The sequence below is a fragment of the Gemmatimonadaceae bacterium genome (assembly GCA_036273715.1).
GTDB lineage: Bacteria > Gemmatimonadota > Gemmatimonadetes > Gemmatimonadales > Gemmatimonadaceae > JADGGM01.
In genome coordinates this window covers 1-23,114 of record DASUHB010000015.1, presented here as the reverse complement: position 1 = coordinate 23,114, position 23,114 = coordinate 1, and the positions used below count along the sequence as shown (strand labels likewise).

The 23,114-nt window shown below is 65.1% G+C and carries 23 protein-coding genes; 1 reads left to right on the top strand and 22 read right to left on the bottom strand.

The genetic code is table 11. The features are described 5' to 3' along the window. The 15 genes from VFW04_02790 to ndhC form a co-directional block, all read right to left on the bottom strand. Complete coding sequence (locus tag VFW04_02790; protein HEX5178234.1) at positions 1-1,368, bottom strand: phosphomannomutase/phosphoglucomutase; 1,368 nt, start codon at positions 1,366-1,368, stop codon at positions 1-3. A gap of 79 nt (positions 1,369-1,447) precedes the next feature. Next, the gene (locus VFW04_02785; GenBank protein ID HEX5178233.1) at positions 1,448-2,977 is read right to left on the bottom strand and encodes an NADH-quinone oxidoreductase subunit N; all 1,530 of its coding nucleotides are present in this window, start codon (positions 2,975-2,977) and stop codon (positions 1,448-1,450) included. Beyond that, positions 2,974-4,566 (bottom strand): NADH-quinone oxidoreductase subunit M, encoded by a 1,593-nt coding sequence (locus VFW04_02780; protein HEX5178232.1) that lies wholly within the window; start codon positions 4,564-4,566, stop codon positions 2,974-2,976. The genes VFW04_02785 and VFW04_02780 overlap by 4 nt, the downstream gene beginning before the upstream one ends. A 3-nt stretch (positions 4,567-4,569) precedes the next feature. Further along, positions 4,570-6,753, bottom strand: a complete 2,184-nt coding sequence (gene nuoL, locus VFW04_02775) for an NADH-quinone oxidoreductase subunit L (protein ID HEX5178231.1) — start codon at positions 6,751-6,753, stop codon at positions 4,570-4,572. An 8-nt stretch (positions 6,754-6,761) separates the two neighbouring features. Further along, positions 6,762-7,055, bottom strand: coding sequence for an NADH-quinone oxidoreductase subunit NuoK (gene nuoK / locus VFW04_02770; GenBank protein HEX5178230.1), 294 nt, complete (start codon positions 7,053-7,055; stop codon positions 6,762-6,764). Between the two features lie 2 nt (positions 7,056-7,057). After that, entirely contained in the window at positions 7,058-7,570 is a 513-nt protein-coding gene (locus VFW04_02765; GenBank protein HEX5178229.1) for an NADH-quinone oxidoreductase subunit J, read from the bottom strand. Further along, positions 7,570-8,067 carry an NADH-quinone oxidoreductase subunit I gene (locus VFW04_02760; GenBank protein HEX5178228.1) on the bottom strand — a complete coding sequence of 166 codons (498 nt, stop codon included), beginning with the start codon at positions 8,065-8,067 and terminating at the stop codon, positions 7,570-7,572. Before VFW04_02760 ends, VFW04_02765 begins: the two co-directional genes overlap by 1 nt. Positions 8,068-8,069: 2 nt before the next feature. Continuing rightward, positions 8,070-9,374: an NADH-quinone oxidoreductase subunit NuoH gene (gene nuoH / locus VFW04_02755; protein ID HEX5178227.1), complete on the bottom strand. Its 1,305-nt coding sequence runs from the start codon at positions 9,372-9,374 to the stop codon at positions 8,070-8,072. Further along, positions 9,371-10,945, bottom strand: coding sequence for a 2Fe-2S iron-sulfur cluster-binding protein (locus VFW04_02750; GenBank protein ID HEX5178226.1), 1,575 nt, complete (start codon positions 10,943-10,945; stop codon positions 9,371-9,373). Before VFW04_02750 ends, nuoH begins: the two co-directional genes overlap by 4 nt. After that, entirely contained in the window at positions 10,945-12,258 is a 1,314-nt protein-coding gene (gene nuoF / locus VFW04_02745; GenBank protein HEX5178225.1) for an NADH-quinone oxidoreductase subunit NuoF, read from the bottom strand. Before nuoF ends, VFW04_02750 begins: the two co-directional genes overlap by 1 nt. Continuing rightward, complete coding sequence (locus VFW04_02740) at positions 12,258-12,806, bottom strand: NAD(P)H-dependent oxidoreductase subunit E (protein HEX5178224.1); 549 nt, start codon at positions 12,804-12,806, stop codon at positions 12,258-12,260. Before VFW04_02740 ends, nuoF begins: the two co-directional genes overlap by 1 nt. Continuing rightward, the gene (gene nuoD / locus VFW04_02735) at positions 12,803-14,119 is read right to left on the bottom strand and encodes an NADH dehydrogenase (quinone) subunit D (protein HEX5178223.1); all 1,317 of its coding nucleotides are present in this window, start codon (positions 14,117-14,119) and stop codon (positions 12,803-12,805) included. Before nuoD ends, VFW04_02740 begins: the two co-directional genes overlap by 4 nt. A gap of 1 nt (position 14,120) precedes the next feature. Further along, positions 14,121-14,828 carry an NADH-quinone oxidoreductase subunit C gene (locus tag VFW04_02730; protein HEX5178222.1) on the bottom strand — a complete coding sequence of 236 codons (708 nt, stop codon included), beginning with the start codon at positions 14,826-14,828 and terminating at the stop codon, positions 14,121-14,123. Then, positions 14,825-15,457, bottom strand: a complete 633-nt coding sequence (gene nuoB, locus VFW04_02725; protein HEX5178221.1) for an NADH-quinone oxidoreductase subunit NuoB — start codon at positions 15,455-15,457, stop codon at positions 14,825-14,827. Before nuoB ends, VFW04_02730 begins: the two co-directional genes overlap by 4 nt. Continuing rightward, a complete protein-coding gene (gene ndhC, locus VFW04_02720) occupies positions 15,448-15,852 on the bottom strand; it encodes an NADH-quinone oxidoreductase subunit A (protein ID HEX5178220.1) in 405 nt (134 codons plus the stop codon). The genes nuoB and ndhC overlap by 10 nt, the downstream gene beginning before the upstream one ends. Before the next feature lie 154 nt (positions 15,853-16,006). Here ndhC and dcd point away from each other — a divergent pair, with 154 nt between their 5' ends. After that, complete coding sequence (dcd, locus tag VFW04_02715) at positions 16,007-16,561, top strand: dCTP deaminase (GenBank protein ID HEX5178219.1); 555 nt, start codon at positions 16,007-16,009, stop codon at positions 16,559-16,561. 77 nt (positions 16,562-16,638) lie between these two features. On the opposite strand, the gene VFW04_02710 is transcribed toward dcd, so the two are convergent. The 7 genes from VFW04_02710 to VFW04_02680 form a co-directional block, all read right to left on the bottom strand. After that, positions 16,639-17,412, bottom strand: a complete 774-nt coding sequence (locus tag VFW04_02710) for a succinate dehydrogenase/fumarate reductase iron-sulfur subunit (GenBank protein ID HEX5178218.1) — start codon at positions 17,410-17,412, stop codon at positions 16,639-16,641. 36 nt (positions 17,413-17,448) lie between these two features. Further along, entirely contained in the window at positions 17,449-19,368 is a 1,920-nt protein-coding gene (locus tag VFW04_02705; GenBank protein ID HEX5178217.1) for a fumarate reductase/succinate dehydrogenase flavoprotein subunit, read from the bottom strand. Then, the gene (locus tag VFW04_02700; GenBank protein ID HEX5178216.1) at positions 19,365-20,069 is read right to left on the bottom strand and encodes a succinate dehydrogenase cytochrome b subunit; all 705 of its coding nucleotides are present in this window, start codon (positions 20,067-20,069) and stop codon (positions 19,365-19,367) included. The genes VFW04_02705 and VFW04_02700 overlap by 4 nt, the downstream gene beginning before the upstream one ends. Beyond that, complete coding sequence (gene mdh / locus VFW04_02695) at positions 20,070-20,999, bottom strand: malate dehydrogenase (GenBank protein HEX5178215.1); 930 nt, start codon at positions 20,997-20,999, stop codon at positions 20,070-20,072. Positions 21,000-21,120: 121 nt separating this feature from the next. Then, a complete protein-coding gene (moaA, locus tag VFW04_02690) occupies positions 21,121-22,101 on the bottom strand; it encodes a GTP 3',8-cyclase MoaA (GenBank protein ID HEX5178214.1) in 981 nt (326 codons plus the stop codon). Then, a complete protein-coding gene (locus VFW04_02685; GenBank protein ID HEX5178213.1) occupies positions 22,098-22,538 on the bottom strand; it encodes a molybdenum cofactor biosynthesis protein MoaE in 441 nt (146 codons plus the stop codon). The genes moaA and VFW04_02685 overlap by 4 nt, the downstream gene beginning before the upstream one ends. Position 22,539: 1 nt before the next feature. Then, positions 22,540-22,776 carry a MoaD/ThiS family protein gene (locus VFW04_02680; protein ID HEX5178212.1) on the bottom strand — a complete coding sequence of 79 codons (237 nt, stop codon included), beginning with the start codon at positions 22,774-22,776 and terminating at the stop codon, positions 22,540-22,542. Between the last annotated feature and the right edge of the window lie 338 nt (positions 22,777-23,114).

The following is a 23,114-nucleotide window of genomic DNA, read 5'->3' as shown; positions in this document are numbered from 1 at the left end:
TTAGGCGGGGACGCCCTGCCCGCGCAGAAAGTCGTCGAGCTCGGCGCGGATGGCGCTCACCCGCTCCGGCGTCCGGGCCTCGACGCGCATCACGAGCACCGGCTGCGTGTTCGACGCGCGGATGAGACCCCAGCCGTCGCCGAAGAGCACGCGCGCGCCGTCGACATCGATCACCTCGTGCGTCCGCCGAAAATGACGCACCGCCGCATCGACGATCGCGAACTTGCGCTCCTCCGGCACATCCACGCGGAGCTCCGGCGTCGAGACGTAGCGCGGGACGTCCGCCAACAACTCGGTGATGCTGCGTCCCGAGTCGGCGATGATGCGCAGCAGCCGCGCCGCGCCGTAGAGCGCATCGTCGTGGCCGTAGAAGCCTTCGGTAAAGAACATGTGCCCCGACATCTCGCCGGCCAACGGCGCCCGCAGCTCCTTCATCTTGTCCTTGATCAACGAGTGACCCGTCTTCCACATCACCGGCGTTCCGCCGGCGCGCGTGATCTCATCGCTGAGCGCCTGCGAGCACTTCACGTCGAAGATGATGGACTGTCCCGTCCCCGTCCGCGCGAGCACATCGCGCGCATACACGATGAGGATGTAGTCGCCCCACACGATGTCGCCGCATCCATCCACCACCCCGATGCGATCCGCGTCGCCATCGAACGCGATGCCGATGTCGGCTGACGTCCGCGTCACCGCGCCGATGAGATCCTGCACGTTCGCGACCACCGTCGGATCCGGATGATGATTCGGGAAGCGGCCGTCGCTCTCGCAGAAGAGCCCGGTCCACTTGACGCCCAACTTGTCGAGCAACTGCGGCGCGACTAACGAGCCGACGCCGTTGCCGCAGTCGACCACCACGCGCAGCGGGCGCGAGATCTTGCCGACGCGCGTGGCGATGTCGTGCACGTACCTGTCGATGACCGGAACCGACTGCACCTCGCCCTTCCCCGCCGGGAAGCGTCCGCCGACAATGAGACGGTACAGCTCCTGGATTTCTTCGCCGTGGAGCGAGGTCTTGCCGACGCACAACTTGAATCCGTTGTACTCCGGCGGATTGTGCGACCCCGTGATCTGGATGCCGCCGGCGACGGGAAGATTGTAGAGGCTCCAGTAGAGCAGCGGCGTTGGCACCACGCCGATGTCCAGGACATCGAGCCCCGATTCGGTCAGCGCGCGGACCAGCGATTCGCGCAGCATGCCGCCGCTCGGACGATTGTCGCGTCCAACGGCGATGGGTCCGCGAATCTGATGCTGGGTCAGATAGGCGGCGTACGCCCGGCCTAACGCATGCGCCGTCTGTCCGGTGAGGTCGTCGCCGACCACGCCGCGCACGTCGTACTGCCGGAAGATCTGCTGGCTGAATCCCACTGTGCCTCCTCCCTCGTGCCCAACCATGCTGCCGCCCGCCCTCGAAACGACGCGAGGCCGCGTGGCGGCCTCGCTTGGATCACCGGCCCGCTACCGCTGTCGGCGGTGACGCGGACGGCGCGCTTGCCGTGATCGTCGGTACGCTGTTGCGGGCAAGACCCGTGAACCCTCCGGGAAATATGCCGAAAAACAGCAATATGATTGCCGATGCGTACACGACGAGGAACGTCGGCGTGCGCACCGGCCGCAGCGCGGGAGCATCTGCCGATCGCGGCCGCATGAACATCACCATCACGACTGCCAGGTAATAGCCCGCCGACAGCACGCTCGCGAGCACGACCACGACGGCCAGTCCCGTTTCGGGATGTGTCGCGTCGAGCGCCGCCTGGAGCACGTACCATTTGGCAAAGAATCCCATCCCGCCCGCGATCGGGAAGCCGAGGAGCGCCAGCATGAACACCGCCATCGCTGCCGCTAACCAGGGGCGCACGGTCCAGAGTCCCGCAAAGTCGCTCAACTGCTGATGGCGCTCGCCCGGCTCGCCCACGGCAATGACGACACCGAAGGCGCCCATGGTTGCCAGCGTATACGCGAGGACGTAAAACAGAAACGCGGCCGAGCCGAGCTGATTGTTGGCAACCACCGCGACCAGCAGATAGCCCGCGTGGGCAATGCTCGAGTACGCGAGCATCCGCTTGATGTTCTTCTGCACGAGCGCGACCAGGTTGCCGACCACCATCGTGAGCACGGCGAGCCACCAGAGTGCCAGGTGCCACGAGCCGAGCGCCCCGGGGAACGCTTCGCGCCACACGCGGAACAGTGCGGCGAAGGCAGCGGCCTTCACTGCCGCCGCCATGTACGCGGTGATCGGCGTCGGTGCGCCCTCGTAGACGTCGGGCGTCCACATGTGGAACGGGACGGCGGCCACCTTGAACGCGAACCCGACGAGGAGGAGCGCGATGCCGGCGAGCAGCATCGGCTGGCTGCCAATCGTGGCGCCGGTGACCTTGGCGCCGATCGTCGCCAGATCGGTGCTTCCGGTGGCCCCGTAGATGAGCGCGATACCGTACAGCAGGAACCCGGTGGAGAACGCGCCTAACAGAAAATACTTGAGCGACGCCTCGGCGGCTTTGGCGCTGCGGCGGTTGACGCCGGCCAGGATGTACACGGCGATCGACATGAGCTCGATGCCGAGAAACACCATGATCAGGTCGCGCGCCGACGTGAGCAGCATCATGCCCGCCGACGCCAGCAGCACCAGCACGTACGTCTCCGCCGAGACCAGCTGCTCGACGCGAGCGTAGTCGAGGCCTAACGCGATGGTGATGATGGTCGCGATCAGGATCACGAGGTCGCTGGCCCAACGGAAGCTGTCCACCGCGATGATGCCGGGCGTGGCCTTGGCGCCGGAGAGCCACATCCAGATGATGATCGCGCTCGTGATGAGGCTGAGCACGATCGCGAGCACGCCGACCGTGCGAGCGCGCGCATCCGATTCCTTGCCCCACGCCGCGATGAGCAGGAGCAGCATCGCGCCGGCGGCCAACACCAGCTCCGGCAGCAGTGCGAGGCTCAGCTGACCCGGAATCGAGAGATCGAAGGACATCATCGCGAGCCTCCGGTCTCAGGCGCGCTCGCGAGCCGCGCTCCGGGGCTCGACGTCACGACCTGGACGAAGTTCTGCGCCGAGCGCTCCATGCGCCGAAGCACGGGCGCCGGATAGATGCCGATCCAGAGAATTGCGACGGTGACCACGGCGACGATCACCAATTCGCGCGGATTCAGATCCCGCAGCAGCGCGTTCTCCGGCTTGTCCAGCTTGTTGAACAGGATGCGCTGTATCGCCCACAACAGGTAGCACGCGGCGAAGATGACGCCGGTCGTGGCGAACAATGTGAACCACGGATGCGTCTTGAACGAGCCGACGAGCACCAGGAATTCGCCCACGAATCCGTTCGTGCCGGGGAGTCCGATGCTGCTCAGCGACACGAGCGTCAGTACGACGGCGAACATCGGCACCACGCGCGCGATGCCTCCGTACGCGTCGATGAGACGCGTGTGCTTCCGCTCGTAGATCATGCCGATGAGGAGGAACAGGGCGCCGGTCGAGATGCCGTGGTTGATCATCACCATGAGCGCGCCCTGCACGCTCTGCAGCGTCAGCGCATAGATGCCTAACATCACGAAGCCGAGGTGGCTCACCGATGAATAGGCGACGAGGCGCTTGAAGTCGGGCTGGACCATCGCCACAAGCGCGCCGTAAATGATGCCGATGACCGCGAGCGTGAGGATCGTGTCGCGCACCCACGGCGTGAGCGCCGCCCCCGGGAACAGCGGGAGCGCGAAGCGCAGGAACCCGTACGTCCCCATCTTGAGCATGATGCCGGCGAGGATCACCGATCCGGCCGTGGGCGCCTCGGTATGTGCGTCCGGCAGCCACGTGTGGAACGGGAACATCGGCACCTTCACCGCGAACGCGAGGAAGAACGCGCCGAAGAGCCAGAGCGCCGCGCGCGATGTGAACGCCGCGTGCTGCATGATGGTGTCGTAGCTGAAGCTGTTGCTCAGTGTGACGGTGTCGACCGAGTGCAGCCACAGATACAGGATCGCGACGAGCATGAGCAGCGATCCGAGGAACGTATAAATGAAGAACTTGACGCTGGCATAAATGCGCCGCTCGCCGCCCCAGATCCCGATGATGAAGTACATCGGAATCAGCATGACCTCCCACATCACGTAGAAGAACAGGAGGTCGAGCGCGAGGAACACGCCGATCATGCCGGTGGTCAGGATGAGCAGCAGCGCGTAGTAGCTGCGCACCTTCTCGCGCACGCTGGTCCATCCGCCCAACACGGACAGCGGCATGAGGAACGTGGTGAGCAGCACCATGAAGAGGGAGATGCCGTCGACCCCGACGTCGAAGTTGGCGCCCCAGCCCGGGATCCACCAATGCGTGACGCGGAACTGCCACGCAATGGTGCCCGGGTCGAATGCCCACCACATGCCTAACGAGACGATGAACTCGAGGAGGAACGTGATCAGCGCGATCCACCGCGCCGAGGGCGCCGCGGCGAGCGAACTGTCGTCGCGCGAGAAGGCCGACTGCAGCACGATGATCAGCGCGCCGGCCAGCGGAATCAGCAGCAGCGCCGGCAGAACCCACGCGCCGTAGTGAATGGAGGCGAGGAATTCGCGCATGGATCAGCGGAGAGTGAAGGCGCCCAGCACCGCGAGCACCCCAATGACGATCGCCCAGGCGTACGCACCCACCTGGCCCGTTTGCAACCACGAGCCGATGCGCGCGAGCCCGCGCATGAACCACGCGCTGCCGTTCACCAGGACTCCATCGATGAGCCCGGCATCGATGCCCTTCCACAAGAACGAGCGCGATACCGCGACCACCGGCGTGACCACCGCGCGATCGTAGAACTCGTCCACGTAGTATTTGTTCTCGAGCACCCGCTCGAATCCCGTCGCGGACTTTGCCTCGCGCTTGGGTACGAGCGCCGCCGGCTTGAGCTTCACGAAGGCGGTGACGATGCCGGCGATGGCGACCACGACGGCCAGTCCGACGAGCGCCAACTCGTTGGGCGTTTCGGCCGCGACCCCGTGCGTGACATGGAGCGTCGCGTCGCCGACCACCGGCGCGAGCCACTGATCGAGCGCGCCGGTCCAACCCGCGGGCAGGTGCAGGAACGCCGGCAGATTGATGATGCCGCCTAACACGCTCAACACACCGAGCACGACCACCGGGAACGTAAGGATCGGCGGCGCCTCGTGCAGGTGCGCCTGGTTCTCGGCGCCGCTCCGGTTCGGTCCGTGGAAGGTGTAGAGCATCATGCGCGTCATGTACAGCGCGGTCAGGAACGCACCGGCGAGCCCCAGCACGTACACCGCGTACAACACGGCGCTGCCCGGAATGCCTAACCAATGGACATCGGCGAGCGTGCTGTCGCCCGCCCGCGCGATCACCGAGCCGAGGATCTCATCCTTGGAGAAAAATCCGGCGAAGATGGGAATGCCGGAGATCGCCAGCGTCGCGATCCACATCATGACGAACGTCACCGGCATGTACGCGCGCAGCCCGCCCATGTTGCGCATGTCCTGCGCGTCTTCGGTGCTGTGCGTGTGGTGATACGCCGCATGCATCCCGAAGATCACCGAACCGGCGCCGAGGAACAGCAGCGCCTTGAAGAACGAGTGCGTGATGACGTGAAACAGACCGGCCACGTAGGCGCCCACCCCGACGCCGATGAACATGTAGCCGATCTGCGAGACCGTCGAATACGCCAGGACCTTCTTGATGTCCCACTGCTTGAGGCCGATCGTCGCCGCGAACAGCGCCGTCACCGCGCCGATCACCGCTACCGTTAGGCAAGCAACGGGCGACAGCGAGAACAGGAACGAGCTCCGCGCCACGAGATACACGCCCGCGGTCACCATCGTCGCCGCATGAATGAGCGCCGACACCGGCGTCGGGCCCGCCATCGCATCGGGGAGCCAGACGTACAACGGGATCTGCGCGCTCTTGCCCGTGCAGCCGAGCAACAGGAACAGACAGATGGTCGTGAGCAACGGTCCGCCCGCCGGCAGCGAACCGACGCCCGCTGCCACGCCGGAGAAATCCAGCGTGCCCACGTTCGACCAGATCAGGAACATCGCGATCAGGAATCCGAAGTCGCCGATGCGATTCACGATGAAGGCCTTCTTGCCCGCATCGGCGTTCGCCTTGTCGTTGAACCAGAATCCGATCAGCAGGTACGACACGAGGCCCACGCCTTCCCACCCGACGAACATCACCGGATAGCTCGCGCCCAACACGAGCACCAGCATGAACGCGACGAACAGGTTCAGGAACGCGAAGTAGCGCGCGTAGCCCCGATCGTCGCCCATGTAGCCGACGCTGAAGATGTGAATCAGCGCGCTCACACCGGTGACGAACAGCACCATCATCACCGACAATTGATCCACCTGGAATGCCCAATGAATCGGCAGGTCGGTGCCCACCGGCATCCAGGCGAAGTACGTCTTGACGAACGGCGTGGCCATGTGCGACGGCAGCGCGAAGAAAATCGCGACCGCCAGTGCAAAGGCGAGAATCAGCACGAGTGGTCCGACGATCGTCACGATGGCGTGCAGCGGGGCGCGCGTGGGCGCCTCGTGCTCATCGTGCGCGTCGTGTGCCTCGTGGCCGGCGTGCGCAACGCCGCGCTCGCCGTGCGCGGCCGACGGATCCGCCGGTCCCGCGTGGAACGACGTGAACAACGAGATGGCGCCGTTGATCACGAAACCGATCAACGGCAATATCGGCAGCAGCCACACCAGCTCGGCGATGGAGCCGGCAAGCGGATGCACTCCGCCCGGTTGGGCCAAGGGCACGGGCACCTGGAGCATCACCCTTTGAGCAGATTGATGTTCTTGAGGTCCACCGTTTCGTGGTGGCGGAAGATCGCGATGATGATGGCCAAGCCAACGGCTGCTTCAGCGGCGGCGACGCTCATGACGAAGATCACGAACACCTGACCGCCCGCTCCATACAGCCGCGAAAATCCAATGAACGACAGATTCACGGCGTTGAGCATGAGCTCGACGCACATGAAAATGATGATCGCGTTGCGCCGCGTGAGCACGCCCACGACGCCGATCACGAACAGAATCGCCGAGAAGAACAGGGCTTCGGGAACCATGACTAACTCCGGCGCTTGGCGAGGACGACGGCGCCGACGATCGCGACCAGGAGCAGCACACTCGTGATCTCGAACGGCAGGAGGTAGGCGCGGAAGAGCGGCTCGGTGATGGGCGTCGTCACACTCGTCTCACGCGGCAGCCACGGCAGCTCCGCCGGCAGCTTCTGTCGCGCCAACACCAGAATTTCGGCGAGCATTGCGAGTCCCGCCAGGAGCGCGATGATCCGCGCGCCCTTGCTCTTGATGTCGGCCACGCTCGGCGGCAAGCCGAGGTTGAGCAGCATCACGACGAAGAGGAACACCACCATGATGGCGCCGGCATACACCAGCACCTGGATCGCCCCGACGAATTGCGCATCCATCATGATGTACAGCGCCGCGAGGCAGAACATCGTGTTGACCAGCCACAGCGCGGCGGCGACCGCATTGCGGCGCGTCACGAAGATCGCCGCCGAGACGATGGCAATCAGGCCGAACAGGTAGAACAGGAACTCGTAGACGAACCCGTTAGGCATCACTCGCCTCGCGGGTCGGCGGGGTCCCACATCTCGCATACCGGATGCGTCTGCGCCATCAGACGCTCGAGGTCGTACACGAAGCCGGCGCGGCTGTATTCCGAATTCTCGTAGTGGCGCCCGACGTGGATGGCTTCCTCCGGGCAGACTTCCTGGCAGTAGCCGCAGAAGATGCAACGGAACTCGTCGATCTCGTACACCAGCGGATAGCGGTTCCCTTCTTCATCTTCGCCCGGCACCAGCTTGATGCAATTGGCCGGACAGATCTGCGGACAGAGGCCGCACGCCACGCACTTTGCTTTCCCGTTCTCGTCGGTGAGCATCCGATGCGTTCCGCGCCAGCGAGGCGATAGATCCCATTTCTGTTCGGGATACTGCCACGTGACTTTGTGCGGATTCGCGAGATGCTTGAACGTGATCGCCATGCCTTTGAGCATCGCGCGCACGTAGCTCGTCTGCCGGATCGGGCGCTCGAGCACTTTCACTTGAATGGCCATGGTCAGTCTCCCTGGACCGGCGCCGGACGGCGCGTCGCCATCGCGCGGAGCTCGGCGAGCTCGGACGGCCCGACGCGCGCCGAAGCCGGGCTCACGAGGCGGCCGCGGTCCAACACCATGAACACGAGCACGGCCAGGATGATGTTGAGCACGCCGAGGATCGCCCAATACGCGGGCACGAAACCGCCTAACCTGGCCGAGGGCGCGATGCCAGCCGCATCGAGCGCGAGGATCGCGCCCGCCATGACCACGAGATAGCAGAGCGCGATCGGCAGCATCACCTTCCAGCCGACGCTCATGAGCTGGTCGTAGCGGAACCGCGGCAGCGTCCAGCGAATCCACATATAGAGGAACAGGAAGAAGCCGGTTTTGATCATGAAGCACACGAGCGTGATCACCGTCTTCCACCAATGCCACGGTGCCGTGTTCACGGTGGTCCAGAATGGCACGGCCCATCCGCCGAAGAACAGCGTCGTGAGCAGCGCGCTGGCCGTGGTCATGTTCGAGTACTCGGCGATGAAGAACATCGAGAACTTCATCGAGCTGTACTCGGTGTGATAACCGGCGATGAGCTCCGACTCCGCTTCCGGCAAGTCGAACGGCAGCCGGTTGGTCTCGGCGAACGCAGCGACGAGGAACAGGAAAAAGCCAATGAGCAACGGGAAGAAATACCACCCCGTGGCCACCTGGCTCGCGACGATGGAGCTGAGCGAGACGTTGCCCGACAACAGGAGCACGGCCACGACGGCGAGGCCCATCGACACCTCGTAGCTCACCATCTGGGCGCTCGACCGGAGCCCGCCTAACAGCGCGTACTTGTTGTTGGAGCTCCATCCGGCGAGCACGATGCCGTACACGCCGAGCGATGCGATCGCGAGGATGTACAGAAACCCGACGGGCAGGTCGGCGATCGACATGTCCACCAGTCCCCACGGCGTCGGCAGCGGGGCGGCGAACGGAATCACCGCGAAGGTGATCAGCGCGGGGATGAACGACATCACCGGCGCGAGAATGAACAACGGGCCGTACGCCGCCGACGGATAGGTCTCTTCCTTCATGATGTTCTTGAGCCCATCGGCGAGCGGCTGCGCCAGGCCGCGCGGCCCGACCCGGTTAGGCCCGTGCCGGTCCTGGATCCACGCCGAGATTTTCCGCTCGGCCAGCGTCAGATAGGCGATGGTCACCATGAGGACGGTGAACACCACCAGAATCTTGATGATCGAGAACCAGAGCCACGGCGCGCCGTGCACCGGCGCCTGCGGATCGTACGCGTGCTGGAAGAGCATCAACGCGGCGTACGTGTTCATCGCGCCGCGCCTCCCGCCGCCACCGCCTGACCGGCGAGCGCCTGGCCTTTGAAGCCGAGCGATTCGTATGACATACCCGCGAACTCCGGCTGCTGGGCCGCGAGCGCCGCGAACGCTTCGCTGGCGATGTAGTAGCCTGCGCGCTCCCCAAGGAAGACGAGGAGATCGCCGCCGGACCACCACACGGGACGCGACATGCCCGGCGCCGCGCGTGCTTGCCGATACTGCTGCACGCGGCCGCGCAGATTCGTGAAGGTGCCGTCTTCTTCCGCCACGTTGGTGGAAGGCAGCGCAACGATCGCGTTCGAGACGAGCTCCGGCATCGTCGTGCCGATCACGATCACGGCGCTCGCTTTCGCCAGGGCTGGCGCATCGGCGGCGGCCACCTCGTGGTCGGCCACGATGAGTACGTCGCCCTCCTGCATGCGGGCGAGCGGCGTGTCGCTTTTCGCGAAGCCGAACAGCTCTGCCGCCCGCACGTTGGCGGCGCGCTCGGCGCGCCGGGCGAGGTCGGGCACGCCGGGCAGCGGTGCCTCGGGCTCGCGCCTAACGCGGAACCCGCCCGCGCCGCCGCCGTGCTTCATGATTCGCGACAACACCCACAGCGATTCATTGGAGAGCATCGGGCTGGCCAGCACGAACGCGCGCTTGCCGTTCAGGTGCAGCGCCGCGGCGCGCAGCGCTTCGTCCCAGTCGGTGGCCGCCAGCCGGTCTCCCCGCCTAACGAGCGGCGCCTCGAGCCGGTCGGTCCGGTTCATCCAGCGGTAGTCGAGGCGCCCCTCGTCGCAGAGATAATAGTGGTTGACGTCCAGGTTGGATCGCGGACGCATCCGCACCACCATGTTGTCCCGCGTCTCGAGGATCGTGTTGCAGCCCTGCGTACAGTTCGGACAGACCGACGGCGTGCGATCCAGCTCCCACGCCCGCGACTTGTTGAGGAAGTCCTTGGAGAGGAGCGCCCCGACGGGACACAGATCGATGACGTTCGCGGCCCACGGGTGCGTCAGGTCCCTGCCCTCGAACTTTCCGATCACCGCGCGGTCGCCCCGTTCGCTCACGTTGAGCGCGGTATCCTGCGCCACCTCGTCCATGAACCGCACGCAACGCGTACATAAAATACAGCGGTTCGTCACATACTGGACGTCTCCCCCAAAGTCTTCTGCCGGATTGAACCGTTTGGGGTCCTGCAAGCGTCCCGCGGCGCGTCCCTCGCGGTACGTGTAGTCCTGCAGCTCGCATTCACCCGACTTGTCGCAGATGGGACAGTCGAGCGGATGGTTGATCAGCAGGAACTCGAGCACCGCCTCGCGCGCCTTGAGCGCGCGGTCGGCGTACACGTGCACCACCTGGCCCTCGGCAACCGCCGTTTGGCACGCCGGCGCCAGCTTCGGCATTTTCTCGACCTCGACCTGGCACATGCGGCAGTTGCCGACGATGCTGAGTCCCGGATGGTAGCAGTAGTGCGGGATGAGCACGCCAACGGTTTTGGCCGCCTCGAGTATGGACGTGCCTGCTGGAACGCTGACCTGGCGTCCTTCGATCGTGAGTGAGACCTGTTGTGCGTCTGCCATCAGGCTGCCGCCGTGGCGCCCATCGGGCACCGTTTGCCGGTGATGTGTGCTTCGAATTCGCTCCGGAACTTGTGGATGCCGGACACGATCGGTGCGGCGCACGAGTCGCTGAGCACGCAGATCGTTTTGGCCGTCATCTGCTCGGACAGATCCAGGAGCGTGTCGAGATCTTCCATAGTACCGTGGCCGCGCTCGATGCGCTCGAGGATGCGCGTGCACCAAGCGGTGCCTTCGCGGCATTGCGTGCACTGCGCGCAGCTCTCGTGCGCGTAGAACCGCGCGAACCGTGCGATGTGCTTCACCATGCACTGCGCATCATCGAACACGATGACGCCGCCGGAGCCGAGCATCGAGCCCTGGGCGACGAACCCCTCGTAGTCCATGAGCGTGGCTTCTGCCTCTTCCATCGTTTGAATGGGCACCGATGACCCGCCCGGCACAATGGCCTTGAATCGCCGGCCGGGCGTGGGGCCGCCGCACATGTCGTACAGGAAATCCTTGAATGGAAATCCCATCTCGACCTCGTAATTGCCCGGCTTGGCGATGTTGCCGCACACCGAGAACAGCTTGGTGCCCGTGCTCTTTGGATTCGAGTGGGACATCCCTTTGTACCAGGCCGCGCCGCGGTTCATGATGTGCGGCACTGCCGCGAGCGTCTCGACGTTGTTGATCGTGGTGGGCATTCCGAAGACGCCGGCCACGGCCGGAAACGGCGGCTTGATGCGCGGGTTGCCGCGCTTGCCCTCGAGCGAATTCATGAGCGCCGTTTCTTCGCCGCAGATGTACGCACCGGCGCCCTTGTGGACGTGCACGTCGATGCGCTTGCCGGTGCCCATGGCGTTAGGCCCGACGATGCCGGCCGCGTACGCCTCGTTCACCGCCGCGTTCATCACGGTGAGCGGTTCGGTGAACTCGCCGCGGATGTAGATGTAGCACGTCTCGGCGCCCATGGCGTACGAACCGATGGCGGCGCCCTCGATGAGCGCGTGCGGCGTCCAACGCATGATCTCGCGGTCCTTGAACGTGCCCGGCTCGGATTCGTCGGCGTTCACGCAGAGGTAGTGCGGTTTGCCGTCGCCGGGTTTCATGAAGGACCACTTCATGCCCGTGGGAAAGCCGGCGCCGCCGCGGCCGCGGAGCCCCGATTCTTTGACCACGGTCACGATGTCGGCGGGCGACATGCCTAACGCCTGTTCCAGCGCGGCGTAGCCGCCGCGCTGTTTCCACCCCGCGACCGTCCGCGCCGCCGGATCGCCGAAGTATTGCGAGAGGACCGGCGTCTCCTTGGCGTGCGGAGCGTGTGGAAAGCCCATTACTGGTACTGGCTGAGGATCTGCGGGACGCGCTCGGGCGTCACCGACTCGATGAATTCTTCGTTGACCATCACCGGCGTCGCGAATCCGCAGGCGCCGAGGCATTCGACTTCGATGACGGTGTAGCGGCTGTCGGCGGAGGTTGCGCCTAACTCGCCGCACCGCGTGTGCTTGAGCAGCGCGTCCACGACCTTCTCGGCGCCGCACGCTCCGCACGGCGACGTGGTGCACACCTGGATGAAGTATTTCCCCACCGGGTGCTGGTGGTACATCGTGTAGAACGTGACCACGCCTTTGACGTACGCCGGCGTGAGATCGAGGAGCTCCGCGACTTCGGCCATGGCGTCGTCCGACACCCATCCCCGTTCGTGCTGTACGATCCAGAGCACGGGCAGGAGCGCCGCCATCTTGGTCGGATAGCGCGTGAGCAAGGCATCGAGCTCGGTCTTCGCATCGCCGACGAACACGGGGGTGTAGGGACCGCGCTCGTGCTCGGCGTGCGACGTGTCGCTCTCGGCGCGCGTGCCGCCGACTTCGTGCACCTTCACCGATCGATTTCTCCCATGACGATATCGATGCTCGCGTTGATGGCGATGACATCGGAGAGCATGTGACCCTCGACCATCTTGCCGATGGCCGACAGGTTGAGGAACGACGGCGGACGGATGCGCCAGCGGACGGGCTTGGCGGTGCCGTCGGACACCATGTAGTAGCCCTTCTCGCCCTTGGGGCTTTCCACGGCCACGTACGATTCGCCTAACGGAGGACGCGGCCCTTCCATCACCTGCTTGAAGTGGTGGATCATCGACTCCATGTCGCTCATCGCCTTGCTCTTGGGCGGCAGCACGACGCGATGGTCGTCGCTGTTGACCGGGCCCTCGGGGAGGCGCGCCGCCGCCTGGGCGAGGATGCGCGTCGATTGGCGCAGCTCTTCCATCCGCACGAGGTACCGGTCGTACACGTCGCCGTGCGTTCCGACCGGCACTTCGAAGTCGTACGTCTCGTAGTCGAGGTACGGAAAGTCGCGGCGCACATCGAACGCCACGCCCGAGGCGCGGAGCATCGGGCCCGACAGGCCGTAGTTCACCGCCTCGTCGGCCGACATCACGCCTAACCCAACCGTCCGCCCGACCCAGATGCCGTTGGTCGTGAGCACCCGGTCGATCTCGTCGACCGTTTTCGGGAACGTCTTGATGAAGTGCTGGAGCTGATCCATCCACCCGGCCGGGATGTCGGCCGCCATGCCGCCGACGCGGGTGGCGCTCGTCGTCAGCCGCGCGCCCACCCAGCGCTCCAGCAGCTCGTAGACCCGCTCGCGCTGCTCGAACGCCCACAGGAACGGCGTGAACGCGCCGATGTCGATGCACGTCGTGCCCAACCACACGAGGTGCGAGATGATCCGCGACAACTCCATCGCGATCACGCGCAGCACCGTGCAGCGCGGCGTGATCTCGATGCCAAACAGCCGCTCCGCGCCTAACGCGAAGGCCACGTTGTTGCCGATCGAGTTCAGGTAGTCCTCGCGGTCGGTCCACGGGATCACCTGGTTGTACTGCCGGTATTCGCCGATCTTCTCGAAACCGCAGTGCAGGTAGCCGATGTGCGGAATGCACCGCACGACGGTCTCGCCGTCCAGCTCGAGCACGAGCCGCAGCACGCCGTGCGTGGCCGGATGCTGCGGACCGATGTTGATCAGCATGTGCTCGCCCTCGAGCTCGAGGGCGTCCTCGAGCGCCGGCGGCGGCTCGAGCGTCGTGACGGTTCCACCCTCGTTCACGGTGAGCGGCGCCCGGCGCGGACGTCCCTGCTCATCGAGGCCCGACGTGCCGATCGCGACGTCGACGGTGCGCTTGGTGCTCACGCTACTCTCCCGTCCGCTCGCCGCTCTTGAGCCGCGCGCGCATGGCTTCGGGCAGGTCCTCGAACGCCTGCGCCACGGTCAGCTCTTCCATCGAGTAGCGCGCCTCCGGATTGGCGGCGAGCGCCTGTCGCAGCTGCTCGGCACGGCTGAACCGGCCGCGCAGCGGGAAATCCTTGCGCAGCGGAAAGCCCTCGTGGTACTGCTCCCACATCAGGATGCGCCGCAGATCGGGATGCCCAACGAAGCGAATGCCGAACATGTCGTAGCACTCGCGCTCGAGCCAATCGGCGCCCTTGTACACGCTCCAGACACTCGCCACTTCGAGCGGGGTCTTGCCGTCGCGCGGCAGCTCGACCTTCACGCGCAGGAACCGGCGATATGGCAGCGACCGGAGATGCCACACCACTTCGATCGGCTGCTCCGGATCGCGGTATTCGACAGCGGTGACATCCGACAAATAGTCGTAGCGCTGCGATGGATCGTCGTGCAACCATTGCACGATGTCGAACAGCCGCGTGCGGTCGACATAGACGGTCGTTTCGCCCCAGATCACCTCGACGCGCGTGACGCCGCCCTGAAACCTGGCGCGCAACGCGTCGGCGCTGGGGTTCGCCGCGCCGCCACGGTTAGGCACGTGTTTGGGCGTCGCCGGCGCCGGGGCGTCGGGCGCGGCGCTGCCGGGAAGCACAACCGACCAGGAGGCGCTCACAGTCCGGACCGGGTTTGATGCACCGAGTTTCCAAACGGCTCCGACAACTCGTCGATGGCCGCCGGCGGGATGTAGAGACCGCTCTTCGGATCGGGATCCATCTCGTTGCGCAGCGCCGTATCCGACATGCGCTCGCGCTTCACCTTGTCCTGCAGCATCAGAATGCCGTACAACAAGCCTTCGGGCCGCGGCGGACAGCCGGGTACATAGACGTCGACGGGAATGATCGTGTCGATCCCCTGCACCACGGCATAGTTGTCGAACATGCCGCCCGACGACGCGCACGCGCCCATCGAGATGCACCACTTGGGCTGCGGCATCTGCTGCCAGATGCGACGGAGCACCGGCGCGAGCTTGAACGGCACGCGACCGGCGCAGATGAGCACGTCGGCCTGACGCGGCGAAAAACTCATGCGCTCCATGCCGAATCGCGCCAGGTCGAAGCGGCTCGCCGCCGTGGCCATGAACTCGATGGCGCAGCAAGCGGTGCCGAACGGCATTGGCCAGAGCGAGCCCGCGCGTCCCCAGTTCACGAGGAAGTCGAGTCGCGTTGCCACCCAGCTCTCACCGGACCCAGATGCGGTGTCGGTTCGCGCAAGGCTGTCTGTGTGACGGGCGGTCAATCCCATTGGAGCGCTCCTTTTTTCCAGACGTAGACGAGGCCGACGGCCAGGATCACGATGAACACGATCATTTCACCGAATCCGAAGAACGACACTTGGCCCATCGGGCAGACGCCGTTGGCGAGAGGAACACCGCAGGAGAGTTGGCGGAACGACGCTCCCCATGGGATCAGGAAGACCGTCTCGATGTCGAAGACGATGAACAACATCGCGACCATGTAAAACTTCACCGAAAACCGTTCGCGGGCGTCACCCAGCGGCGGCATTCCGGACTCGTAGGGCGTCTGTTTTTCTGGTGTTGGACGCGGCCGAATCGTGAGGTGGGAGACGACGAGCATCATCACCGCGTTTGCCGCGACGAAGCCGACCAGCAAAAGAATCGGAAAGTAGTCTCGTCCCATCCGGCTCCCAGCTCGTGAAATTTTTCACGTTGTCCAACACCGGAAACTTATCGCGACGTCTCGTCGAGTGTCAACGTAGCGAACTCATAGGAGCACACATACATTGCCCGCCGCTTCCCGCCGAGTCGTCATCACCCTCCGCCCACCCGCCGACATGTCGCTCAAAAGTGATCGCTGGATTCGCCGCATGGCGCTCGAACACCACATGATCGAGCCGTTCGCGGACCGTCAGGTGCGCCAAGGCGTGATCTCGTACGGGGTCAGCTCGTACGGCTACGACATGCGCGTCGCGCGGGAATTCCGGATTTTCACGAACGTGCTCAACTCGATCGTCGACCCGAAGAACTTCGACCCCAAATCGTTCGTCGAGTTCGAGGGCGATGTCTGCATCGTCCCGCCCAACAGCTTCGCGCTCGCGCGCTCGGTGGAATATTTCCGCATCCCGCGCAACGTCCTAACGCTGACCCTCGGCAAGTCGACGTACGCGCGCTGCGGCATCATCACGAACGTCACGCCGTTCGAGCCGGAGTGGGAGGGCTTCGTGACGCTCGAGATCTCGAATACCACGCCGCTGCCCGCGCGCATCTATGCCAACGAAGGCATCGCGCAGGTGGTGTTTTTCGAGGGCGACGAGCCGCCCGAGACGTCCTATAAAGACAAGGCCGGCAAGTACCAAGGCCAGCAAGGCGTCACGTTGCCAAAGATTTGAAGGCGGATTGAACGGATAAAACGGATAGAGCTTTTGGACGCGGATTGAAGTTGCGTGGGACATAGTGCGGCGGTGGTTCAGCCACCCGCCTGCTCGTGTTTTTCTTCGTGTGACGTCCAGAGCGCGCGCAGGTAGTCGCCGTTCATACGGGCGATCACGTCGAGGCTGATCGCTTTGGGGCAGGCTTCGTGACATTCGCCGTGCCACGTGCAGCCGCCGAAGCCCTCTTCGTCCATCTGCGCGATCATCCGCAGCACGCGCTGGCGACGCTCGGCTTGTCCCTGCGGGAGCACGCCGAGGTGCGCGATCTTGGCGCCGGTGAAGAGGGATGCCGATCCGTTAGGACACGCGGCCACGCACGCGCCGCAGCCGATGCACGCCGCGGAATCCATTGCGTCGTCGGCGTCGGATTTGGGCACCAGGATGTTGTTCGCATCGCGGGCGCCGCCGGTGGGCGCGGTGATAAACCCGCCCGACGCGATCACGCGGTCGAACGCGCTGCGGTCGACGACGAGGTCTTTGATCACCGGGAACGCGCGCGCGCGCCACGGCTCGATGTAGATCGTATCGCCGTCCTGGAAGTGGCGCATGAAGAGCTGGCATGTAGCGGTCGCCCGCATGGGCCCGTGCGCCACACCGTTGATCATCATGCCGCACATCCCGCAGATACCCTCGCGGCAGTCGTTGTCGAACGCCACGGGCTCGTCGCCGCGCTCGATGAGCGATTCGTTGACCGCGTCGAGCATCTCGAGGAACGACATGTCCGCGCTGATGTCTGTGGCCTGATATGTCGCGAACGCGCCGATCGCGCTGGCGCTCGCCTGCCGCCACACGTGCAACGTGAACTTCACGCTCTCACTCCGGTGAGCCGTCGGGTCGTGCGCATGCTACTTGTAACTCCGCTGCGACAGGTGGACGTTCTCGAATTCGAGCGGCTCTTCGAGCCGTTCGGGCGGCTGATCGTCGCCGCGGTATTGCCAGACGGCGACGTGCGCGAAGTGCGCGTCGTCGCGCAGGGCTTCGCCGTCGGGCGTCTGGAACTCTTCGCGGAAGTGCGCGCCGCACGATTCACGGCGCTCGAGCGCGTCCCGGCAGATCAGTTCGCCTAACTCGAGAAAGTCCGCCACGCGGCCCGCTTTTTCGAGCGCCTGGTTGAGCTCGGCGGCGCTGCCGGGCACATCCACGGTGCGCCAGAAATCGGCGCGGATCTCGGGGATTTTTTCGAGGGCGTACGCGAGGCCCTTGGCGTTGCGCGCCATGCCGCAATAGTCCCACATGACCTTGCCTAACTCTCGGTGGAACGAGTCCACGGTGCGCGTGCCGTCGATGGCCAGCAGGCGCGCCGTGCGCTCCGACACGCCGCGCTCCGCATCGCGGAACGCCGGGTGCGATTCGTCCACCCGCTCGAGCTTGGCCGACCCGATGTAGTCGCCCACCGTGTACGGGATCACGAAGTAGCCGTCGGCCAACCCCTGCATCAGCGCGCTCGCGCCTAACCGGTTGGCGCCGTGGTCCGAAAAATTCGCCTCGCCGGCCACGTGCAGCCCCGGAATCGTGCTCATGAGATTGTAGTCGACCCACAACCCGCCCATCGTGTAATGCACGGCGGGATAGATGCGCATCGGCACCGTGTACGGATTCTCGGCGGTGATGCGCTCGTACATCTCGAACAGATTGCCGTACCGCTCGCGAATGGTCTCGACGCCTAACCGCTTGATGGCGTCGGCGAAGTCGAGGTACACGCCGCGGCCGCCCGGCCCCACGCCGCGCCCCTCGTCGCAGACTTCCTTTGCGGCGCGCGACGCGATGTCGCGCGGCGACAGATTGCCGAAGCTCGGATACTTGCGCTCCAGGTAATAGTCGCGGTCCGCGTCGGGAATCTGGTTGGGCGGACGCGTGTCGCGCTGCTGCTTCGGCACCCACACGCGGCCGTCGTTGCGCAGCGACTCGCTCATGAGCGTGAGCTTCGACTGGTGTTCGCCGCTCTGCGGGATGCACGTCGGATGGATCTGCGTGTAGCACGGATTGGCGAATCCCGCGCCGCGCTTGTATGCCCGCCAGATCGCCGTGCAGTTGGAGCCTTTGGCGTTGGTCGAGAGATAGAAGACGTTGCCGTAGCCGCCGGTCGCCAGCACGACGACGTCGCCGGCGTGCGAGGTCACCGCGCCCGACACCAGGTCGCGCACGACGATGCCGCGCGCGCGGCCGTCGATCACCACCAGGTCCAGCATCTCGGTGCGCGGATACATGCGCAGCCGGCCCAGGCCGACCTGGCGCTCGAGCGCCTGATACGCGCCTAACAAAAGCTGCTGGCCCGTCTGCCCGCGCGCATAGAACGTCCGCGACACCTGCGCGCCGCCGAACGAGCGGTTGGCGAGCAGGCCGCCGTACTCGCGCGCGAACGGCACGCCCTGCGCCACGCACTGGTCGATGATGTTGAGACTCACCTGCGCCAAGCGGTACACGTTCGCCTCGCGCGAGCGGAAGTCGCCGCCTTTGACCGTGTCGTAGAACAGGCGGTAGACCGAGTCGCCGTCGTTCTGATAGTTCTTCGCGGCGTTGATGCCGCCTTGCGCCGCGATGCTGTGTGCGCGGCGCGGGGAATCCTGGAAGCAGAAGCACTTCACCTGGTAGCCGAGCTCGGCGAGCGAGGCGGCGGCCGATGCGCCGGCGAGCCCCGATCCCACGACGAGCACGGTGTGCTTTCGCTTGTTCGCCGGGTTGACGAGCTTCATCTCGAACTTGTGCCGGTCCCACTTCTCGCCGATCGGCCCGTCGGGAATGCGCGCATCGAGTGGGGCGCTCATCGCACCCACCCGAAGAAGACGGCGAGCGGCACGATGGAGAATCCCGCCCAGAGCACGACGGCCAGCAGCGTGGCGATGGGGCGCCGCATGGGCTCGGCCTTCGGCCGGTTGAGGCCCAACGTGCGGATCGAGCCCCAGGCGCCGTGAAAGATGTGCAGGCCTAACGCAATCATCGCGAGCACGTAGATGAGCGTCACCCACCACAGCTGGAAGCCGCCGACGACGTTCGCGTACACGTCGCCGGGCACGTACGGCACTGGCTGGATGGTGCCCGTGGTGAGGTGCAGCAGATGGAAGACGACAAAGAGCGCGATGGCCACGCCGCCCCAGCGCATGGTGCGCGATGCGACGGTCGACGCCTGAGCGTCGCGGCGGCGATAGCCGACCGGCCGCGCCGCGCGATCCATGCGTGTGAGCTGCGCCGCGGCCACGATGTGCAGCACGACCGAAATGAGCAGCACGATCCGGACGAGCCACAGCAGCTCGTTGATCGTGTGGTGGAGGAAGTGCGAATACGCGTTGAGGCGGGCGGCGCTCTCGAACACCTGCAGGTTGCCGATCATGTGCAGCAGCACGAAGGCCACCATGATGAGCCCCGTGACCGACATGACGACCTTCTTCCCCACCGTGGACTGCCAGAACAGGCGGACCCGGCCGGCCGGCCTCTCGCCTAACGACGCCTGCGCGCGCGAGCCGGCCATCTAGAGTCCGACGACTTTCATCGGCTCCCGCACGGCGTCCGCGCTCTTGGCGAGCGCCGTCCGCTCGTCGCCGGTGAGCTCCACCTGCAGAATCTGCTCGATCCCGCCCTTGCCTAACTTGCACGGCACGCCGAGGAACAAGCCCGACATCCCGTACTCGCCTTCCAGCCACGCGGCGCACGGCAGCACGCGCTTCTGGTCGAGCACGATCGCCTCGCACATCTGCACCGCCGCCGACGACGGCGCGTAGTAGGCCGAGCCGGTCTTGAGGTACTTCACGATTTCCGCGCCGCCCGTGCGCGTGCGGTCGACGATGGCGTCGAGCTTCGCACGGTCGAGCAGCTGCGTGACCGGAATGCCGCTCACGGTGGTGTACGAGATGAGCGGCACCATCGTGTCGCCGTGTCCGCCCAACACCATGGCCTGGATGTCGCGCACCGACACGTCCAAGGCCTCGGCGAGGAAGGACCGGTAGCGCGCCGTGTCGAGCACCCCCGCCATGCCGATCACCCGGTGGCGCGGGAAGCCGGTGACCTTGAGCGCGACGTAGGCCATCACGTCGAGCGGATTGGACACCATGATGATGATTGCGTTAGGCGACGTGCGCTTGATCTGCTCCGCCACCTGCTTCACGATGCCCGCGTTGGTGGTGAGCAGATCGTCGCGCGACATGCCCGGCTTCCGCGCGATCCCCGCCGTCACGACCACGATTGCCGAGCCGGCGCTCGCCCCGTAGTCGTTGGTGCCGATCACGCGCGAATCGAATCCCTCGATGGGCGCCGATTCCCACTGATCCAGCCCTTTGCCCTGTGGGACGCCGTCGACGACGTCGACCATCACCACCTGCCGCGCGAGCGCCTTCTCCGCCAACCGCTGGGCCGTGGTCGCGCCCACGTTCCCCGCCCCGACAACCGTGATCTTCTCGACCATGTCGCTCTTGATGTGCGTGTGGTACGTGCAATGAATGGGAATACAAAACAACCGCCGAAAACTATTCGGCGGTCGCGGTGTTTGGTAGTTTCGTCATCGCGTCGAACGCGGCGCCGTCCGGCTATCCGCCCACTTGCGACAACGCGCGCAGTCCACCCACCTGCATCTGCAACAGGTGATGCTCGCGCGGCTTCTCGGCGAGCGCCTGGACGTAGAGCGGCTCGAGATTTTGTCCCGCCCGCAGCGGGTCGCGAAGATTGACTTCGTGATCGCCGTAGAGGCAGGTGCGCAGCCGCCCGTCCGCCGTCAGCCGCACACGATTGCATGACCCGCAGTACGTGTGCGTCATTGGCGTGATCACGCCAACCGATCCCGGCGCGCCGGCAAACCGATAATACTTGGCCGGTCCGTTGCCACGCTCCGGTCCGCTGTCGGCGCTGAGCGAGCCCACCGATGACAGTCGCGACAAGATCTCGTCGCTCGGCACCACGTGGTCCCACGTCAGCGCACGCATGTCACCCACCGGCATGAGCTCGATGAACCGCACATGCCACGCGTGCTCGAGCGTGAGCTGCGCAAACGCCTCAAGCTCATCGTCGTTGATGCCGCGCATCACGACCATGTTGATCTTGACCGGCATGAGGCCCGCGCGCTCCGCCGCCGCCGCCGACGCGCGCGGATCGAAGGCAAGGTTCCGCCGCGCAATCGACGCGATGCGATCGGCGCGCAAACTGTCCGCGCTCATGTTCACGCGATCGAGCCCGGCGTCCGCGAGCGCGCCCGCCATCTCGGGCAGGCGCACGCCGTTGGTCGAGAGCGCGATGTCCTCGATGCCCGGCACCGCGCGCAACATGCGCACGAGCGACACGAGGTCCGGACGAATCGTCGGTTCGCCGCCGGTAATCCGCAGACGCCGCAAGCCCAACGGGGCGAGCTGTGCGACGATCGCGGTGATCTCCTCGTACGTGAGGATCTCCCGCTTGGGCAGCCAGTCGAGACCCTCGGCCGGCATGCAATAAACGCAACGGAAATTGCAGCGGTCCGTGACCGAGATGCGCAGGTACTCGATGCGCCTGCCGAATTGATCAGAGAGCGCGATCATGACTCCGGCCCAACGACGGCGACCGCGGTCGGGTCGACCCACTCGCGTGTGCCATCCGTGTATTCCTCACGCTTCCAGATCGGAAGCCGACGTTTGATCTGCTCGATGATGTAGCGCGACGCTTCGTACGCCGACGCGCGCCGCGCATGCGCGACCGCGATCACGACGCTCGCTTCGCCGACGAAGAGATGCCCAACGCGATGCTCGACGACGATGTCCACAGTGGCAAAGCGCTCCGATGCTTCGGTGCAGATGCTCGCCAGCTCGCGCGCCGCCATCGGTCCGTAACAGGCGTATTCGATGCCGGTCACGGGACGGCCGTTGTTCTGGTCGCGCACCGTCCCGATGAAAATCACGGACGCACCATTGCTGTCCCGCTCGACTTCGGAGAGCAGCGTTTCGACATCGATCACGTCGTCGACGATCGCGGTGCGCATCTCAGCCTCCTGCCACCGGCGGAATGATCGCAATCTCGTCGCCCGACGTGAGCACGACATCGGCGCGCGCATATTCCTGATTCACAGCGACCAACGGAGACGGAGGCAGAATGCCACCACCCGGCATCGCCCGCACATGCTCGACGACGTCTCTCACGGTTGCGCCGCTCGGCAGCGTGATCTCGATGCTCTCTCGGTGCAAGACATCCGCATACGAAGCAAAGAGGAGCGCGGTCACGGTCATACCCGTAACGTACAGGCGGACTACAGGCGGACAAGAAGTAAAGGCGGACAAAGCCGGACAAAGGCTAAAGGCGGACAAGACGGACAAGGCCGGTCAAATCCGGATAAAACAAAAAAAATTGGGGCTCTTCGGGATTTCGTGTGGGTGATCTCGAGGTGGGAAGGCGTACTGAGCTCTGAGGCGCGGGGGCAGTGACCGCGTGGCGAGTCTCCACCCGAAAAGCCACAGGGAGAGATCTACGACAAACGCTCAAAAGGAAAACAAAAAGGATTGCAAATGATGGAGAAGATCGCTGCCACGCGAGGGAAGGTGCGTTGTTCGCGCGCGTGACC

Coding starts and splice junctions, on each gene's coding strand:
- mdh (HEX5178215.1), bottom strand. CDS start 20,999: ATGGTCGAGAAGATCACGGTTGTCGGGGCGGGGAACGTGGGCGCGACC.
- nuoB (HEX5178221.1), bottom strand. CDS start 15,457: ATGGGATTGACCGCCCGTCACACAGACAGCCTTGCGCGAACCGACACC.
- VFW04_02705 (HEX5178217.1), bottom strand. CDS start 19,368: ATGAGCGCCCCACTCGATGCGCGCATTCCCGACGGGCCGATCGGCGAG.
- VFW04_02785 (HEX5178233.1), bottom strand. CDS start 2,977: ATGATGTCCTTCGATCTCTCGATTCCGGGTCAGCTGAGCCTCGCACTG.
- nuoF (HEX5178225.1), bottom strand. CDS start 12,258: ATGGGCTTTCCACACGCTCCGCACGCCAAGGAGACGCCGGTCCTCTCG.
- dcd (HEX5178219.1), top strand. CDS start 16,007: ATGTCGCTCAAAAGTGATCGCTGGATTCGCCGCATGGCGCTCGAACAC.
- VFW04_02700 (HEX5178216.1), bottom strand. CDS start 20,069: ATGGCCGGCTCGCGCGCGCAGGCGTCGTTAGGCGAGAGGCCGGCCGGC.
- nuoH (HEX5178227.1), bottom strand. CDS start 9,374: ATGAACACGTACGCCGCGTTGATGCTCTTCCAGCACGCGTACGATCCG.
- VFW04_02685 (HEX5178213.1), bottom strand. CDS start 22,538: ATGCGCACCGCGATCGTCGACGACGTGATCGATGTCGAAACGCTGCTC.
- moaA (HEX5178214.1), bottom strand. CDS start 22,101: ATGATCGCGCTCTCTGATCAATTCGGCAGGCGCATCGAGTACCTGCGC.
- VFW04_02780 (HEX5178232.1), bottom strand. CDS start 4,566: ATGCGCGAATTCCTCGCCTCCATTCACTACGGCGCGTGGGTTCTGCCG.
- VFW04_02760 (HEX5178228.1), bottom strand. CDS start 8,067: ATGGCCATTCAAGTGAAAGTGCTCGAGCGCCCGATCCGGCAGACGAGC.
- ndhC (HEX5178220.1), bottom strand. CDS start 15,852: ATGGGACGAGACTACTTTCCGATTCTTTTGCTGGTCGGCTTCGTCGCG.
- VFW04_02765 (HEX5178229.1), bottom strand. CDS start 7,570: ATGCCTAACGGGTTCGTCTACGAGTTCCTGTTCTACCTGTTCGGCCTG.
- VFW04_02750 (HEX5178226.1), bottom strand. CDS start 10,945: ATGGCAGACGCACAACAGGTCTCACTCACGATCGAAGGACGCCAGGTC.
- nuoK (HEX5178230.1), bottom strand. CDS start 7,055: ATGGTTCCCGAAGCCCTGTTCTTCTCGGCGATTCTGTTCGTGATCGGC.